Source organism: Thalassotalea montiporae, from assembly GCF_053485855.1.
In genome coordinates this window covers 323,915-340,660 of record NZ_JBQRUO010000003.1, presented here as the reverse complement: position 1 = coordinate 340,660, position 16,746 = coordinate 323,915, and the positions used below count along the sequence as shown (strand labels likewise).

Here is a 16,746-nt window from a genome sequence, read left to right as displayed (position 1 = left end):
TTTGCTAATTGAGCAGCTTAGATGAATAGGGCGCTTCCTCGAACGAAAGGAAACGCCCTCAAAGCACTTGAAATTAAGACTTTTTAGTAAAGTGCCAAAGTATGGGGTTGTGAGCGTGGCGCAGTATCATCTTGTTTTCATCGAGTGTTTCCACGCGCCATGATTGTTTAGTACCAATTTTGCCTTGTGGGTATTTTTCAAAATCAAAAACGTACTCTAAGGTTAGCTCGCCATTGATTAGGTCCCAGTTGCCTTCAGCCAATGATTTACTGTGATTGTGCTCTGCTACTTTGAATTCACCCCAAGACAGCTCTAGTCGCTTACCTTTAGTATCGTACCAATCGCCCATCATCAGTTCTTTGTGATAGCTTTTCGCAAATTTGTCGCCATTAACGCGCAGATAGTCTTGTGTGCGATTGTCTGGGTCAATCACGCTCATACGTGTGTGACTTAATGAACTAACCTTTAGCTTTTCTGAAACGCCTACCATAGCGCTATTTTGTGGATTTTTGCTGTCGCGGGTGTAGGTTAAAATAATGTCTTTGCCTTCTTCACGCCAGCGGCCACTAAATAGGGTATCAAGTTGGCCGTGACGAGCTGACCATTGATGAATGTTGAACAAACCGTTGTCGCGCAAAAATAGGGTGCGAACACCTTTAGAGGTCATTGACCACCAAGCGCCATCAAGGTGAGTGTCGACGCTGCTTTGCCCTGCTTTTTTCGGTTGTACACCAATCTTAAGCTCTTCCATTTCTTCATTGAGATCTGGCGGTGGCGTTTGTGAGAAGTGAGTATTCCCGTCTTTGTCGACCCACTTATAGATTTGCGCGTTAACTTGCCATGGTGCAATGACCATTAGGCTGAGGATGATTGTTATTTTTAGCATTATTATTCCTCGTTTTTTCTTAGTGAAAGTCAATAGAACCGCACGAGTTAACCATTAACTTGTCGCGGTTTAAAAAGTTTTTTCTGCTCTTGCATCAGTGAATAGTAGTAGCTTGAATATTGGCGCTTAAGTCGATTTGCTTGGTTGTGGGCTTTGCGATTTCGGTCTTTACACTTCACCCATGCCTTAGCTCGGTCGCTATTCGTCCATCCGGTTTCATTGGGTTGTTTGCATTGCGCGTCAATTTTATTCATCGCCGAGGATGCCATTTCGTGCTCGTTGATAATGGTGTCAGCAACTTCTTGATAATAAAGCTCAATAGTTTTTTGGTGAATCGCCACCTTGCACGCGGCGTCACCAACAATTTTTTTTAAGTTCGCGGCGTTGCCACGCTTTTGTACTTCGATATAGCGATCAAAGTTGGTTTGGTAATAGCGCCAAGCGCCTTGCAGGGAAGACATTGCATTGAGCAGTCGGGAATTTAAATTTTGTTGATATTCATAGGTGCTGCCTTTGCACACACAGCCGGTGTCAGTGCATCGCGCTACAGCGCCACCAACCCGCGGTGAGACAAACCATGATGGGTGAAAACCAAACTTGCCTTGTTTGGCTTTGTAAAGCTCGGTTTCTTTTGCTTCTTCTGCGCACGGCGTGCCTTGAAACACCACTGAACCGTTGGCGTCAGTGCATTGGTAAACTTTGCTTTGGGCCGGTAATGATAGGAATAAAATTGTAAAAAAAGCGAAAAGTACGCCAAACAGCTGAGTCGGCATGGTGTTAGTCCCTTAACATGCAAAAAATAGAGCGTTGTGTTAACTCGCAATTCAGCGCTTTTTTCTACTTTAACATTCGCAAATTGTATGCAAAAGTTACGAAAACGCACTGAATTGCTTAGAATTTCGACAAAATACTAACCTTGTTTGCGCTTAGGTTCAATGCTAATTTTAACCGCGTGAGCTATGTGTGTTTCGCGCATGAACTGGGCATGTTCTGGGCGGGTTTAATCACCCGCTTGTTCTCGGCGCTTTTGTGCAAGTGCTTGAAGTTGCTTTGATTGTTGGTGCAGGCTATGGCGTACCAGAGTTTCTTGATCTTCTTCGCGAATATGTTCAAAAATCACTTTGTAGGCATGTTGCTTTGGTTGGTCGTTAGCTTGGCTTTCCGCTAGCTCGTCAGTCTCGACTGAAGCTATACTGTCGGCGGGCATCACCTCAACTAGCTCACCAATGCAGTAAACTGCGCAATTTTCCTCTAACAAGAAAATTTTCATTTCTAAGCGTTGGCCAACGGCAAAGGTTTGCTCGCTGTTAAAAATAACGCCGCCACCGCCAAAGCGAATTCCTTGATAACGCATTGCGGGCTCGTCTTGTTGGCTCAGAATATAGCCAACTAATAAGTCGATCTTATGGGCTTGATGATTAAGGAAGTCGGTTAGCTGAGTAGCAACACCACCTAAGCCTTGTATTGAGCGAATGGCAGCTTGGTCAATAGACACCATATCGCTAGCCATTTTAAATGGCAGCGGCATACCTGCCATAAAAGCGTCAAAACTACTGGCTTGGTATGCGGCAATCGGCTGCAAATTAATGCTGAACTGATGTTCTATCGAAAAAAATTCATCAAATTGCTGCAATTTAGTTTGTAAATCTGGCGGGGTGATTTGTGTGCTCATTTGTTTACCTTACTGCGCGAACTGGTGCTGACCTAACAACATTCAAAGCCCTGCATTTTAGCATTGCATGGTGCTTGTGCGCGGTGTGAGTTATCGCTGATAGGGATTAGTATTCAATATTTATTGAACTTTTTCGAGTAATTTGTCACTCACGATTAGGGTTAAATGTCGCTAGGTAGGCTGCTTTGAAGCAGTATGATATGCTCTGCACCAAACAACTGACTACCAATTGGTATTGAGTTTACTCATTTTGTTACTTACCAAACGTCGACATACTAAGAAGACAAATAAAATGGACACAAAAAAATTATATGTTCAAGCCTGTTAATTGGTTTATTGGCCTGAGATACAGCCAAAGTAGAAGTCGCACAGGCTTTGTATCTTTTATTACCTTTTTCTCCATTGCTGGCATCCTATTGGGTGTCGCTTCGTTAATCACCGTCGTTTCTGTAATGAATGGCTTTGAAAATGAGTTGAAAACCCGAGTACTTGGGCTTGTGCCACATATCACGGTTGAAACTCAGCTGAACGACGAGAGTATTCGCCAAGATTTGTTGGCATTGCCTGAGGTTGCTAGAGTAACCCCTCTCGAGGAAACCGAAGCCTTGGTGCAGTCAGCAACGGGAATGTCAGGCATTTTGATTCAAGGCATTAATCCAAGTTTAGAGCAAGACTCGATCATCGCCTCACATATGGTTGCGGGCAGCTTGACTGACTTAGCACCCAGTAAATATCAATTGGTGATAGGGCAAGCGTTGGCGCGCCAGCTCAATGTCTCCATTGGCGATAAAATGCGTTTAATATTGCCGAGTCGAACTATGTTCACGCCGATGGGACGCGTGCCCATGCAGCGCAACTTTACCATTGCCGGTGTGTTCAACTTGGGCTCACAAGTCGATGATACTGTGGTTTATTTACACCACAGCGATGCGCGCAAAATTATGCGTAAGCGAAGTGGTGACGAGCAACTGCTACGGGTTTACTTGCATGACGCTTTTGATGTCTCCTTGGTTACACCTAAGCTGCAAGCCAAGTGGCCTAACCTTGAATTAACCACTTGGCAGCAAAGCCAAGGCACCTTGTTTTCCGCCGTTAAGATGGAAAAAAATATGATGTGGCTAATGTTAGGACTCATTGTCGCAGTGGCCGCATTTAATATTGTTTCGGCGCTGGTTATGGTGGTTAACGACAAACAGGGTGAGATCAGTATCTTACAAACCATGGGCATGGATAAGTCGGGTATTATTCAAATATTTATTACCCAAGGTATGGTTAATGGTGCTTGGGGGGTAGTACTTGGTACTGCGCTAGGCTTGCTGTTAACTGTGGTATTAAATCCTATGCTGGCAGTGTTCGGCATTAATATTTTTGGCGCGGGTTATGTTAGCCAAACATTGCCTATCGTACTTGCTTGGCAAGATGTCGGCATTATTGTTATTGGCGCTTTTATCATGAGTTTTATCGCCACCCTTTATCCGGCCTATCGCGCCAGTCAAACTCTTCCAGCTGAGGTGTTACGAAATGAGTAGTGTTCTGCAATGTTTAAACCTGTCGAAGACCTATCAAGAGGGAGGCGAGAGCACTGCGGTTTTGTCTGGATTAGAGCTTGATGTAAAACGCGGCGAGCTACTGGCGATTGTCGGCAGCTCTGGTTGTGGTAAAAGCACGTTTTTACATTTAGCAGGTGCGCTGGATTCACCAAGCAGCGGGCAGGTGATGATTCAGGGCACTGATATTTTCTCATTAACCGATAAGCAGAAAGCAAAATTTCGCAATCAGCACATTGGGTTTATCTACCAGTTTCATCATTTGATGATGGAGTTTAGCGCCCTTGAAAATGTTGCCATGCCATTGATGATTGCTGGTGAATCTGCCAAAACGGCACAAGATAAAGCCAAGGCGATGCTAGTAAAAGTCGGTTTAGAGCATCGTCTTAGTCATCGCCCATCGCAACTCTCAGGTGGTGAGCGTCAGCGCGTTGCAATTGCACGAGCATTAGTGACAGAGCCAGCGTTAGTGCTTGCTGATGAGCCAACGGGTAATCTAGATTTTGATACGGCGCAACAAATTTTTGAACTGATCAAATCGCTAAATGCTTCACTAGGGATTAGCTTTGTGATTGTCACTCACGATCTGTCACTGGCTGCCAAAATGGACAGGCAATTGCGCTTAGACCACGGCAAACTGGCGTCATTGGTTGCGCCAGTAGAGCAAGCAAGCCAAATAGGCTAGCAGCATTTATCATGGATTATAGAGGATAGTTCGTTGTTTCAGCCACTGAGTTTGTTTGTTGGCTTGCGTTATATTCGCAGCCGTCGTGGTAAAGGCTTTGCCAAATTTATTTCTGCTGCTTCAACTTTCGGTATTGCCATTGGCGTGGCAGTATTGATCATGGTGCTTTCCGCTATGAATGGCTTTGAGAAAGTACTTGCTGAAAAGTTGTTGTCAATTGTGCCGCATGCCGAGTTAATTTCGGTTAATGAACCGATAAAACGCTGGCAGCAAGGTGCACAGCAAATGCAAACGCATCCAGAAGTAATTGCAGTTGCGCCTGTCATGAAATTAACTGGAATGTTGCAGTATAAGGCGGCATTGAAAGCCGTGGAAGTACGCGGAGTTGATGCGCAGCTAGAGACTTTAGTAAGCGATATAGACGACTACATTGTTGATGGTCAGTGGTTTACGCATCAAGGCTCAGGCGCTTCAGTGGCCGAGTCCGATAACCAACGCTCAGATAGCAATCATTCAGTTAGCCAGCGCTCAGGCACACCGATAGTACTTGGGGGGGGGGTTGCGAAACAGCTGGGCGTTAACGTTGGCGACAAGCTACAGGTGTTATTACCGCAACAGGCGGGTGAGCAAAGTAATCGACAACGTTTTAGTGCACCCAAAAGACTTAACGTAGAAGTAAAAGCGGTATTTCGTTTTGGCGGTACCATTGACGATACGCTAGCGTATTTGCCGCTTGCAGCCGCCGCCAAAGTGCAAGGCTATGATAGCGACACAGTGCAAGGTTTACGCATTAAAGTAACTGATGTGTTTGCCGCGAATAATATTGCCCGTGATCTAGCGTATCGATTCAATCACTATGTTTACATCTACGATTGGACGTACACCCAAGGACACTTGTTTAACGATATACAATTAGTGCGCACCGTGATGTTTATTGTCATGGTGTTAGTTATCGCGGTTGCCAGCTTTAATATTGTGTCAACTTTGATCATGGTCGTAAAAGAAAAGCAGGGCGATATCGCGATTTTAAAAACCATGGGCGCTAGCCACCGCCAGATCATGACAGTGTTTGTGATGCAAGGCATGAGTAATGGCGTTATTGGCGCTTTGTCAGGTGCATTACTTGGTAGCTATTTAGCGCTTTATTTAACTGATATCGTTTCGGGTTTGGAGCAAGTGTTTGGCACTAAATTCCTCTCAGGGGATGTTTATTTTGTAAACTACCTACCAACGGCACTTAATCTTAACGAAGTGTATTTAACTGCCGGAGTTGCTATGGTGTTAAGTGTACTGGCAACCCTTTATCCAGCGTGGCAGGCGGCGAAAATAGACCCTGCCCAGGTACTTGGGCAAGCGTAGCTTGAACCAATTACAGCTTCACAAAAGAAAAAGCCGCTAATCAATTCTTTGATTAACGGCTTTTTCTTTTATGGAATTTAAATTGGTTTCGTTTGATTGTGAAGTAAAGCGCGAGAGAAAGCTTTCTAACGTTGTGCCCGTTTTTTCCACTCTTTAGCCACGGAATAACGCCATAATAATTGAATACCAAAATAGCCAATAACGGCAAAGGCAACAGCTAATACGCCACAGCCGACTAGAAATGCTGGCCCAATGGTTTGCAAGCTATCGACAACCCATTGCCACGAGGCTTCAAAGTTAAATGCTTGCTCTTGAGCACCGACAACCCAAGTACCAACAATATAACAGCCGTAGAATATCGCCGGCATGGTCAGCGGATTCGTGATCCACACTAGGCCAATAGATAGCGGTAAATTGGAATGTACTATAATGGCTGTACCTGCTGCCAATAGCATCTGAAATGGCACCGGAATAAACGCAAAAAATAATCCAACAGCAAAGGCTTTTGCGACGCTACGCCTGTTTAAGTGCCACAAGTTGGCATTGTGTAAGAGGTCACCAAAAATTTTTAAGTGTTTGTTGGACTTAATCGTATGATGATCAGGCATGATACGTTTAATGACTTTTTTGGGCATAACTTACTACAACTAAAGGATTTTTTGATTAACCACTATGGATAGGTGGCTACTCGGCTTCATCGTGGGTGCTATTTTGTCACTTTTGCCCCCAGCAGTGCCAGCGCTTTTTTATGAATGTTTGTTGATATTTGTAATCATCATCGGCGTGCTGTTTAAGCAATGGCGCGTGTTTGCTTGCCTGTGTTTTGGTGCCTTTTGGGTGTTAAATCATGGAGATGCTTACAATAGTATTTGGCGTGATAACGAGATAAATTCTGAGCAGTTTTTTCGGCAACAACATCAAGCTACAGTTGAAATTAAAGGTATCCCAGTAGCAACCCAAACAGGACTACGCTTTACTGGCTTTATTAAAAAGCTTGAACAACAACCATTGGCTAGGCCAATAAAAGTAAGACTGTCGATAAACAATCGATACTTTCCTAAAAATTATAAACCTCAAAGCCAAAGCCACAAAAACAATCAAGTCCAACACAACAAAGCCCAGCATCATCACGATGGAAATAAAAGCACTGAATATCGTTTCGATAATCTGCCAATTGCTTTGCATCAAGGCGATGTAATTGATACCAAAATTAAATTTAAACCCGCTCATGGTCTAGCTAACCAAGGGGGCTTTAATTATCAGCGCTGGCTAAGATCTAATGGCATTCATGCAACAGGCTATATTGTATTAAAAAAGGCCGAAGCGACTAAAGCTTTAGCTAAGCAACCAAGCCAATTCGCAGGAATTGCGCATCATAGTGTTGATCGTAGTGTTGCTAAGTCAGTGCGAGAACAGCTTTATCAGCGTGTTAAATTGCTTACCCAAGGCTTAAGCCAACAGGCGTTAGTTTTAGCCTTGCTGTTTGGCGAACGCTCACTGTTTGATGAGCAAACATGGCAAGTGCTGCAAGCAACAGGGACTCAGCACCTTGTTGCCATTTCTGGTCTGCACGTTGGCTTAGTTGTCGCCATCGCTTATGGTTTCGCAAAAATACTGATAAGAGCTATTCCGTTTTACTGGCTCTCAGCGCGAGCTAGGCAGGTAGTGACCAAGCGTAATTCACAGCTTTTTTTACTCGCTTTTAGCACGCTTGTTACCGTGTTTTACTGTTACCTTGCTGGCTTTTCTATTCCGACCGTACGCGCATTAATCTTTTTTCTGCTGTTTGTTGCTAGCCAATTGTTACCGATGCGCCTATCACCAACGCGGCTTGTTTTGTTAAGTGTTGTAGTGACGATTATTCTGATCCCTTCGAGTGTTTACAGCGTCAGCTTTTGGCTTTCTTATCTTGCGGTTGCTGCCATCATGTTGGTTTATTGGCGCTTTGGTTTTTGGCTTGGCAAAGTACCGCGAAGGTACCCTAAAGTCGTTAAAAACATTGCGGGTTTTATGCTCATCCAGATAGGAATTGTTATTTTGTTGATGCCAGTAACGGCACAGTTGTTTGGGCAAATATCGACAATTAGTGTGCTAGCCAATAGCGTTGCATTACCCATTGTTGGCCTTGTTGTTATGCCTTTATTGTTTATTGCAATGTTGCTGCTAGTGTTTGGTGAATCTTTATTTAGCTTAGTAGCAAGCATTGCCAATGTAGTATTGGAGTGGCTTTGGTTATTTTTGTACTGGTTATCTTATATGCCTAGTGCTTCGCTCAGTTTGTCTAGTAAGCAGACGTTACTGATTTGTTTACTTGTTTTAATCGCGACGTTACTGACCGTATTTAAGTTTCAACGGGCGAGCAGCGGCTATTGGCGCAATAGTGTTCAAGGGAAAAGTAGCTCGAAAAGCAGCGCTATTCTACCCACGAGTGTGGCACTGGGGGCAATTGTGCTGTTATCTGGTTATGTATCTACGCCAAATCGCCAGTGGCAAGTGACGGTATTAGACGTTGGACAGGGTCTGGCAGTTGTTATCAGCAAAGGCGATAAGGCCATTTTATACGACACCGGCAACGCTTATCCCAGTGGCTGGAACTTGGCTGAGCAAGCTGTTCTACCTTATCTCAAATATCATGGGCTCACTTTGGATTATTTCATTATCAGCCATGACGATAGCGATCATGCTGCGGGCGCACCACACGTAGTAACCGCATATCCAGGAGCAAAGTTTATATTTAACGGCGAGTTACCCTTTACAGTAGCAACCAAAGCGCACCCTTGTCAGCAAGGCCAAACGTTTGATTGGCAAGGGCTCACACTCACGATTTTATGGCCGAAAAGGCGAGCCGCAGAGCATAATGATGACTCTTGTGTCGTTCGCATTTCTGACGGTAAGACCTCGGTATTATTCACAGGTGATATTACTAAGAAAGTAGAGCGCCAACTTATTCGAGACACATCCGGTTTAGGCTTGGCTTCTGATATTGTGATAGCACCTCATCACGGTTCTAAGTCTTCTTCGTCAAAAGACTTTATCAAGCATCTTAATGCCAAGGCAGTGGTGTTTAGCGCAGGGTATTTAAATCAGTGGAAAATGCCTAACCAACAAGTTGTTGCCCGCTATCAAGAGACTAATACGCAAGTTTTTTCTACTGCGCATGATGGCATGGTGAAGTTCTCTATGTCGGCTAACTCTAGCCATCAACAAAAAGGCTGGCAAGTTAGCACTTATCGAGCCGATATTTCACCCTATTGGTTTAATAATTAGGGGTGTTGATGTTGTTACTTGCGAGCGATTAAAGGTTTATCAGTTGGTTAGGCGTTTGATTGTCGCTACAATAGCGAGATTCATCCAATTGATATGTTTTAATGTCTGCCTTTTCCTTTTGCTCTGTATTTTACTTGTGTTCTTTCTTGGGCTTATGCCTAAGCAAAGATAACAATGCCTATGCAAAGACAACAATGGCTAAGTAGGGCAGGCTAAGTTTTATGCGCTTAATTGAAAAAGTCTGGTTCTACCGTCACCCCGCTAAATGGGCTTTAGTACCGTTATTATTGCCGTTATCGGCTTTGTTCTGGTTGATAACCTTGCTTCGTCGCGTGCTTTATCGTCTAGGCATTAAATCATCTACTAAGCCTGCGTTGCCGGTAATGGTGATTGGCAATATTGGTATCGGTGGCAATGGTAAAACGCCACTAACGCTGTACCTTATTGAGCAATGCCAACAGCTTGGCATTAAAGTAGGTATCGTCAGCAGAGGCTATGGCGGTAAAGCGCCACATTACCCTTATTTAGTTGACGAGCATAGCACGGCGGCTGAAGCAGGTGATGAGCCACAGATGATTTTTGACCGCACTGGTGTGCCTATTGCAGTTGGCTCAGATCGCATTGCATCTATCGCGTTATTGGCAGAGCAAGGCTGTCAGTTGGTACTTGCTGACGATGGCTTGCAGCATTATAAAATGCAGCGTAACGCGGAAGTGATTGTGGTTGACGGAAAACGTCAATTTGGCAATGGTTTATTGTTACCTGCAGGACCGCTTCGTGAAGGTAAGTGGCGTTTAGACGCGGTTGATTTTATCATTGTTAATGGCAAGTCCGACACTAACGCTAGCCAGCAACAAGCAGTTGGATCTTCAAGACTTAAAACACCAGTGTTAGAGATGGCTTTAGCACCTAGTCAGTTTATCAATTTGGCGACAGGTCAAGCTCTTGGTGTTGACGAGTTTATTCAAATACACTCGAAAGTGAATTCAATAGCGGCCATTGGCGACCCAGCTCGCTTTTTTACCACCCTTAAGCAGTGTAAACTTACGTTAAATAAAGCGCAGGGCTTTGCTGACCATCATGCATTTAGTGCTCAGGAACTAAATGAGCTATCAACTTCTTTGCCTTTGGTGATGACAGAAAAAGATGCAGTCAAATGCCAGGCCTTTGCACAAGGTAATTGGTGGTATTTGGCCGTTAATGCCAGTTTTGAGCCGACGAGTGCAGAGTTTTTACAGCTGCAACTTAAGCGCTTATTAGAAAAATAAAGTATTAAAATTTAAGAGAATATTATGGCTTTTGATATCAAATTAATGGAAATCCTTGCTTGTCCGATTTGCAAAGGCAAGCTGACTTTAGATAAAGAAAACAACGAGCTTATTTGTAAGTTTGACCGTGTGGCTTACCCTATAGAAAACGATATTCCGGTATTACTGGAAAATGAAGCTCGCCGCCTAGAGTCAACGGATAGCTAGCGCAATACTGCTGTTAACTATCACCTTCAAGCTAATAAATTAGAGATTACATATGTCATTTGTCGTTATTATTCCTGCTCGTTACGAATCATCACGCTTACCGGGTAAAGTATTGGCCGATATTGCCGGTAAACCGATGATCCAATGGGTTGCCGAAAAGGCGCAAGCTAGTGGCGCAGACAAGGTGATTATCGCTACTGATAACGATGAAGTGGCTAAGGTAGTGGAAGGCTTTGGCGGTGAAGTTTGTCGCACGCGTGCCGACCATCAGTCAGGTACCGAGCGCCTAGCGGAAGTGGTTGAGCAATATCAATTTCCACCAGAGCAAGTGATTGTGAATGTGCAAGGGGATGAGCCATTTATTCCCGCTGAGAATATTGCACAAGTGGCAGAAAACCTTGCTTCGCAGTCTACGGGGAAACAATTAGCTGCGCGCATGGCAACCTTAGCTGTGCATATTCACGATGTTGAAGAAGCATTTAATCCAAACGCAGTTAAAGTGTTAACCGATAAAGATGGTTACGCGCTTTATTTTAGCCGCGCCACTATCCCATATGATCGCGAGCGTTTTTTGGCCACCAGTGCAGACTCAGAAGCCGCGAACGAATTGCCAGCTGAAATCGGTGATTTTTACCTGCGCCATATTGGTATTTATGCTTATCGTGCGGGCTTTATCACTGATTATGTTAGTTGGCCAGCAAGCGATTTAGAAAAAATAGAATCGTTAGAGCAGCTGCGCGTGCTATGGCAAGGTGAAAAAATTCACGTGGCGGTAGCGCAAAGCCGCACGCCAGTGGAAGGTGTCGACACACCAGAAGACTTAGCAAAAGCCCAAGCATATGCGTCAACCTTATCGAACTAAGGGTTGAGCTAGCCAAGAGCCTACCGAGTAACCGTATTGCTACCCCTTATTTATCACGATAACTATTCGTGTGACTTTCCAACCGAGCACCGCTTTGTGATGTCAAAATTTGCTCGGTTGCATCAGCACTTAGTCAAATCCGGTATCGCCAAATCTAATATTATTCGCCCAAAACAAGCGAGTGTGGATGATCTCAGCATTGTTCATGCACAGCAATATTTGCAAGGGCTTTGTGATAACGGACTAGATGAAAAGGCGTGGCGGCGCATCGGCTTACCTTGGAGCCAAGGGCTGATTACTCGTACCTTAACAGCACCTAATGGTACTTTATTGACCGCCAGAGTCGCCCTAAAAACTGGCCTAGCATGCCACCTAGCGGGCGGTACTCACCATGCCCATTATGATTTTGGCTCAGGTTTTTGCATGGTCAATGATCTTGCCTACGCCGCGAAAACCTTGCTGGCGGAAAAAGCCGTCGAGCGTATTTTAATTTTTGATTTAGATGTCCATCAAGGGGATGGTACTGCCAGCATTCTCGCCAGTGAACCCAATGCTTTTACCTGTTCGATTCACTGCGAAAAGAATTTTCCGTTTCGAAAGTCAGCCAGTGATTTAGATGTAGGTCTAGCTATCGGCCTTGATGATCAAGCTTACCTTGGGGTTGTGCGCGATACCTTTGAGCAATTGATTGCAGAGCAAAAGCCAGATTTAGTGCTCTATGATGCCGGTGTTGATGTTTGGCAAAATGATGCCTTAGGTCGGCTCGATATTAGCTGGCAAGGTATTTACCAGCGAGATCATTATGTGATTGATACTTGCTTAGCGCTTGGCATTCCGGTCGCGACGGTAATTGGTGGTGGCTATGATAAAGACCACCAGCGTTTGGCTGAGCGTCATGCTATTGTGGTTGAAGCTGCCAATGACTGTTACCGCAGTCGCCAGTAGCTCTGGTCTGAAGTAGCTCTGCTCGGCAGTAGCTAAGCAAGTCGCTAATGTCACAATCATGTGACGCTCGCCTTATTTATCTTTTCTCAATATTTCTCTTTTTTCAATATTTCCCTGTTCTCATTACTTTTTGGTAAAACGGCAATTCTTAACAAAAAATTAAAACAGATTCTATTCTATTGACTATTCTCAAGGCTTTATAAAGTAAATAAAGTATCAGCCAGTTTTATATACCCATTACGACACTGCCCAAGGCTGACCTAAAACCAAGGCTGACCTAAAACCAAGACTGACCTAAAACCAAGACTGGGCTAAAAATAGGATAGAGATGATGAAAAAGACCATTTTAATTACCGGTGCAACCGATGGTATTGGACTAGTAACCGCCACTATGCTGGCCGAGCAAGGCCATCACGTATTAATTCATGGTCGCAGTGCCGAGAAACTGACAACTCTAAAAGCGCAGCTTGAATTACTTGCTGTTGATGGAAAAAGTGGTGGCAGTGTTAGCAGCTATCAAGCCGACTTATCAAAGTTAAGCGATGTCGCTGAGATGGCCGCAAAAATCAATGCTGAACACAACAGCATCGACGTGCTGATCAACAATGCTGGTGTTTTCCATACAACCGAAACCATGACGGCTGACGGCTTTGATATTCGTTTTGTCGTTAACACGTTTTCGCCATATTTGTTAACTAAACTATTGTTGCCAGTGATGAATAAAGATGGCCGTGTGGTGAACCTATCTTCTGCCGCACAAGCGCCGGTTAATGTGCAAGGTATGCTTAGCGGCAGCGCTTTGACTGATAACGCAGCCTACGCTCAAAGTAAGTTAGCGATCACTATGTGGACCAATGCCCTTGCGGCAAAACGCGGTGACAACGAGCCGCTTTATGTTTCAATCAACCCTAAGTCATTCTTAGGTAGTAAGATGGTGAAAGAGGCCTATGGTGTTGCCGGCGGTGACTTGCGTTTAGGTGCTGATATTTTAAATAGAGCAGCGCTTAGCGATGAATTTAATGATGCTAACGGTCAATACTTTGATAACGATATTGAACGTTTTGCCAACCCTCATCCAGACGCGCTTGATGAACTTAAGTGTTTATCTTTAGTTACAGAGCTGGATAAATTACTAAACTAGATAAACGGCTGGGCTCATAAAAAAGGGAGCCTTTCGCATAGTATTTTGCTGGTTTTGCGGTAGCTTGCATTATTGCTCTTTAGCCAAGCCTAATTCTGGCGTTAAAACGACAGCTTAAAAAAGCTTGGCTACACTTAAAAAATATTGCGAGAAAGCTTCTACTATAACTAAAAAAATCAAAATATTATGTCTGCTAGCCAAGTGCGTAAAAAAATCTTATTACTGTTTGCTCATCCATCGCAAAAACGCTCGGAAGTGAACTTACCTATGTTCGAATTGGCAAAGTCACTTGATTTTGTTACTTGCGTTGATCTTTATAGCGAATACCCGCGCCACCATATCAATATTAATCGTGAGCAGCAGCGCCTAATTGACCACGATATCGTGATTTTTCAATTTCCATTTTATTGGTACTCCACTCCGTCATTATTGAAAGAGTGGCAAGATTTGGTGCTCGAATATAATTTTGCCTACGGTCCTGATGGCACAGTATTGCATGGAAAAACTTTTATTTGTGCGCTAAGTGCGGGCGGTGCAGAACAAGCTTATCGAGCAGATGGCTATAACCACTTTACTGTCCGTGAGTTACTACAGCCATTAGAACAAACTGCTAGGTTAACTGGGATGCGTTACTTACCACCGTTTGCAATATTTTCTAGCCGTTCAACCGAATGTCAGCGCCAACAACACCTTGCTAACTGGCGTAAGTTACTGGAAGCTCTGTCGTTTGAATTAATCAATGATGACAAAGTGGCCGAACTGACCACCATCAATGATGCTTTACCCGCATTGCCTAATTTGGCCAGCATGGCCGTTTAACGAGCGCTAATTTATGACCGAATATTTCTTACAGGCATTTATTTATCTAGCTGCTGCGGTGATTGCTGTACCTATTGCTAAAAAACTCGGCTTAGGCTCGGTACTGGGTTATTTAATTGCAGGGGTAATTATTGGCCCTGTAACGCATTTAGTGGGGCAAGAAACAGCAACTATTCAACACTTTGCTGAATTTGGGGTGGTGATGATGCTATTTCTTGTCGGGCTTGAGCTTGCCCCTAGCATGCTGTGGCAAATGCGTAATCGTTTATTCGGGCTAGGTGGTCTGCAAGTGGTTATCTCGACAGGTTTAGTTGCTGGTATTGCCTTGTTGTTTGAGCAGCCTTGGTCTGTGGCGCTAGCTATAGGCTTAATTTTCTCACTTTCTTCAACCGCCATCGTACTGCAAACCTTTAACGAAAAAGGGTTATCGAATACAGAAGGAGGGCGCAATGCGTTTTCTGTATTGCTGATGCAAGATATTGCGGTCATTCCTATGCTCGCTTTTATTCCTATGTTGGCACTACCTGATTTAGTCTCGGCGGCAGAGGGGTTGCAAAGCAGCGCAGAGCATCATGAGCAGCTAAATTTAGTCGCGCATTTGCCAACATGGGCTTATGCCATTGCTATTCTAGCCAGTATTGGCGGGGTGATTGTACTCGGTCATTTCCTGTCTCGTCCTTTATTTCACTATGTAGCAAGTTCAGGTTTGCGCGAAATATTTGTCGCCACGGCACTGCTGCTTGTTGTTGGTATTGCAGCATTGATGAGTTTAGTGGGATTATCGCCAGCGCTCGGCACTTTTTTAGCTGGCGTGGTACTTGCCAACAGTGAGTTTCGCCATGAATTAGAAAGTAATATTGAGCCGTTTAAAGGTTTGTTGCTTGGCCTGTTTTTTATTACGGTTGGGGCAGGCATCAACTTCGAGATATTAGCTAATCAAGCGATAGTTATTGGTTTGCTTACTTTAGCAGTTATTGTGGTTAAGGCATCTGTGCTTTGGGGCTTAGCCGTGATGTTTCGTATTAAAAATAGCAATCGCTGGCTGTTTTCATTAAGCCTTGCCCAAGCAGGGGAGTTTGGCTTTGTTTTACTTAGCTTCTCGGTACAACAGCATGTGATCCCAACCGATGTAGCGACTATTCTACAACTGGTTGTGGCCTTGTCGATGTTCCTAACGCCTGTGTTATTTATCCTGTTTGAACACGTGATTATGCCGCGTTATCAAGCGGATACCAGCAACAAGTCGTACGATGATATTGGTCATTCAGCAAGTGTGATTATTGCTGGTATTGGCCGTTTTGGGCAGATTGTAAATCGTTTACTGGTCGCCAATGGCGTTAGAACTGTGGTATTGGATCATGAAGCGTCACAAGTGGAAAACCTACGAAAAATTGAAATTCAAAGCTATTTTGGCGATGCGACTCGGCCTGACTTACTGCACACCGCAGGCATAGAAAACGCCAAACTATTAATAGTCGCCATTGATAATCGCGAACAAGCAATTGAGCTCATCAAATATGTGAAACACACTTACCCTAAGGTAAAAATTCTTGCTCGCGCTTTTGATAAAGGTCACAACTATGAATTGCTGCAAGTAGGCGCTGACTATACGGTTAACGAAACCTACTTCTCTGCGCTAGAGCTAGGCGCGGAAGCAATGACTGAGCTCGGCTTTCATCCATTTGAAGTGGAGCAGAAGAAATACGCGTTTTGCCAAACGGAAGCAGCTGCTTCTAATCAACTTTATCAACAATGGCTAAGTGGTAGTGAAGGGCAGAAGTTTGACCCTAACTACCGCAAACTGTTTATGCAAATGGAAGAAAGCATCAAGCAGGCAATGCAGCGTGATCGTATGGATAAACATGATGGCGCTGAGCGTGGCTGGACACCGCCACCGAAGAACTATGAGAAAGGGTTTGATTGATGAATAATTCTCCTTACTAAGTTTTAATGAGTACTTCAGTTTTCTATCTAACTTTATATAAAATTTACTTATCTCCTAGCCTTCTAATAATTAAAGTATTTATATAACAATTGGTTATGAATTTTGTTGCAACACTTAATAGCCTTGGTAGTTCGGTGTATTAA

Annotated in this window: 15 protein-coding genes; 11 read left to right on the top strand and 4 right to left on the bottom strand. The window is 44.0% G+C overall.

Going from position 1 to position 16,746, the window contains the following annotated elements:
- Positions 1–73: 73 nt before the first annotated feature.
- The 3 genes from ACSLUR_RS12170 to ACSLUR_RS12160 form a co-directional block, all read right to left on the bottom strand.
- The gene (locus ACSLUR_RS12170; protein ID WP_448554877.1) at positions 74–886 is read right to left on the bottom strand and encodes a DUF4124 domain-containing protein; all 813 of its coding nucleotides are present in this window, start codon (positions 884–886) and stop codon (positions 74–76) included.
- A 47-nt stretch (positions 887–933) separates the two neighbouring features.
- A complete protein-coding gene (locus ACSLUR_RS12165; protein WP_448554875.1) occupies positions 934–1,659 on the bottom strand; it encodes a DUF4124 domain-containing protein in 726 nt (241 codons plus the stop codon).
- A 227-nt stretch (positions 1,660–1,886) separates the two neighbouring features.
- Positions 1,887–2,558, bottom strand: a complete 672-nt coding sequence (locus ACSLUR_RS12160; RefSeq protein ID WP_448554873.1) for a PilZ domain-containing protein — start codon at positions 2,556–2,558, stop codon at positions 1,887–1,889.
- A gap of 311 nt (positions 2,559–2,869) precedes the next feature.
- On the opposite strand from ACSLUR_RS12160, the gene ACSLUR_RS12155 reads away from it, so the two are divergent.
- From ACSLUR_RS12155 to lolE, 3 genes are read left to right on the top strand one after another with little or no spacing between them, the layout of a single operon-like run.
- Positions 2,870–4,087 (top strand): lipoprotein-releasing ABC transporter permease subunit, encoded by a 1,218-nt coding sequence (locus tag ACSLUR_RS12155; protein WP_448554871.1) that lies wholly within the window; start codon positions 2,870–2,872, stop codon positions 4,085–4,087.
- Entirely contained in the window at positions 4,080–4,790 is a 711-nt protein-coding gene (gene lolD / locus ACSLUR_RS12150) for a lipoprotein-releasing ABC transporter ATP-binding protein LolD (protein ID WP_116000946.1), read from the top strand. The genes ACSLUR_RS12155 and lolD overlap by 8 nt, the downstream gene beginning before the upstream one ends.
- Before the next feature lie 33 nt (positions 4,791–4,823).
- Complete coding sequence (gene lolE / locus ACSLUR_RS12145) at positions 4,824–6,149, top strand: lipoprotein-releasing ABC transporter permease subunit LolE (protein ID WP_448554869.1); 1,326 nt, start codon at positions 4,824–4,826, stop codon at positions 6,147–6,149.
- 125 nt (positions 6,150–6,274) lie between these two features.
- On the opposite strand, the gene ACSLUR_RS12140 is transcribed toward lolE, so the two are convergent.
- Positions 6,275–6,784, bottom strand: a complete 510-nt coding sequence (locus tag ACSLUR_RS12140; protein WP_448554867.1) for a DUF2062 domain-containing protein — start codon at positions 6,782–6,784, stop codon at positions 6,275–6,277.
- A 76-nt stretch (positions 6,785–6,860) separates the two neighbouring features.
- Between ACSLUR_RS12140 and ACSLUR_RS12135 the strand changes: the two genes are divergently transcribed.
- The 8 genes from ACSLUR_RS12135 to ACSLUR_RS12100 all read left to right on the top strand — a co-directional run bounded on the left by ACSLUR_RS12135 (position 6,861) and on the right by ACSLUR_RS12100 (position 16,582).
- Complete coding sequence (locus ACSLUR_RS12135; RefSeq protein WP_448554865.1) at positions 6,861–9,416, top strand: DNA internalization-related competence protein ComEC/Rec2; 2,556 nt, start codon at positions 6,861–6,863, stop codon at positions 9,414–9,416.
- Between the two features lie 221 nt (positions 9,417–9,637).
- Positions 9,638–10,684, top strand: a complete 1,047-nt coding sequence (lpxK, locus tag ACSLUR_RS12130) for a tetraacyldisaccharide 4'-kinase (RefSeq protein WP_448554863.1) — start codon at positions 9,638–9,640, stop codon at positions 10,682–10,684.
- A 24-nt stretch (positions 10,685–10,708) separates the two neighbouring features.
- The gene (locus ACSLUR_RS12125; protein ID WP_116000941.1) at positions 10,709–10,891 is read left to right on the top strand and encodes a Trm112 family protein; all 183 of its coding nucleotides are present in this window, start codon (positions 10,709–10,711) and stop codon (positions 10,889–10,891) included.
- Positions 10,892–10,943: 52 nt separating this feature from the next.
- Positions 10,944–11,753, top strand: coding sequence for a 3-deoxy-manno-octulosonate cytidylyltransferase (gene kdsB / locus ACSLUR_RS12120; protein WP_448554861.1), 810 nt, complete (start codon positions 10,944–10,946; stop codon positions 11,751–11,753).
- A gap of 99 nt (positions 11,754–11,852) precedes the next feature.
- On the top strand, positions 11,853–12,698 hold the full coding sequence (locus ACSLUR_RS12115) for a histone deacetylase family protein (protein WP_448554859.1): 846 nt from the start codon (positions 11,853–11,855) through the stop codon (positions 12,696–12,698).
- A 331-nt stretch (positions 12,699–13,029) separates the two neighbouring features.
- On the top strand, positions 13,030–13,839 hold the full coding sequence (locus ACSLUR_RS12110; RefSeq protein WP_448555120.1) for an SDR family NAD(P)-dependent oxidoreductase: 810 nt from the start codon (positions 13,030–13,032) through the stop codon (positions 13,837–13,839).
- A gap of 186 nt (positions 13,840–14,025) precedes the next feature.
- Complete coding sequence (locus ACSLUR_RS12105) at positions 14,026–14,658, top strand: NAD(P)H-dependent oxidoreductase (RefSeq protein WP_448554857.1); 633 nt, start codon at positions 14,026–14,028, stop codon at positions 14,656–14,658.
- 13 nt (positions 14,659–14,671) lie between these two features.
- On the top strand, positions 14,672–16,582 hold the full coding sequence (locus ACSLUR_RS12100; protein ID WP_448554855.1) for a monovalent cation:proton antiporter-2 (CPA2) family protein: 1,911 nt from the start codon (positions 14,672–14,674) through the stop codon (positions 16,580–16,582).
- Positions 16,583–16,746 lie beyond the last annotated feature (164 nt).

Excerpts from the sequence above, each read along its gene's own strand:
- ACSLUR_RS12155 (WP_448554871.1), top strand. The coding sequence starts at position 2,870 with ATGTTCAAGCCTGTTAATTGGTTTATTGGCCTGAGATACAGCCAAAGT.
- ACSLUR_RS12160 (WP_448554873.1), bottom strand. The coding sequence starts at position 2,558 with ATGAGCACACAAATCACCCCGCCAGATTTACAAACTAAATTGCAGCAA.
- lpxK (WP_448554863.1), top strand. The coding sequence starts at position 9,638 with ATGCGCTTAATTGAAAAAGTCTGGTTCTACCGTCACCCCGCTAAATGG.
- ACSLUR_RS12170 (WP_448554877.1), bottom strand. The coding sequence starts at position 886 with ATGCTAAAAATAACAATCATCCTCAGCCTAATGGTCATTGCACCATGG.
- lolD (WP_116000946.1), top strand. The coding sequence starts at position 4,080 with ATGAGTAGTGTTCTGCAATGTTTAAACCTGTCGAAGACCTATCAAGAG.
- ACSLUR_RS12165 (WP_448554875.1), bottom strand. The coding sequence starts at position 1,659 with ATGCCGACTCAGCTGTTTGGCGTACTTTTCGCTTTTTTTACAATTTTA.
- ACSLUR_RS12115 (WP_448554859.1), top strand. The coding sequence starts at position 11,853 with ATGTCAAAATTTGCTCGGTTGCATCAGCACTTAGTCAAATCCGGTATC.
- ACSLUR_RS12140 (WP_448554867.1), bottom strand. The coding sequence starts at position 6,784 with ATGCCCAAAAAAGTCATTAAACGTATCATGCCTGATCATCATACGATT.
- kdsB (WP_448554861.1), top strand. The coding sequence starts at position 10,944 with ATGTCATTTGTCGTTATTATTCCTGCTCGTTACGAATCATCACGCTTA.
- ACSLUR_RS12100 (WP_448554855.1), top strand. The coding sequence starts at position 14,672 with ATGACCGAATATTTCTTACAGGCATTTATTTATCTAGCTGCTGCGGTG.
- ACSLUR_RS12105 (WP_448554857.1), top strand. The coding sequence starts at position 14,026 with ATGTCTGCTAGCCAAGTGCGTAAAAAAATCTTATTACTGTTTGCTCAT.
- ACSLUR_RS12110 (WP_448555120.1), top strand. The coding sequence starts at position 13,030 with ATGAAAAAGACCATTTTAATTACCGGTGCAACCGATGGTATTGGACTA.
- ACSLUR_RS12125 (WP_116000941.1), top strand. The coding sequence starts at position 10,709 with ATGGCTTTTGATATCAAATTAATGGAAATCCTTGCTTGTCCGATTTGC.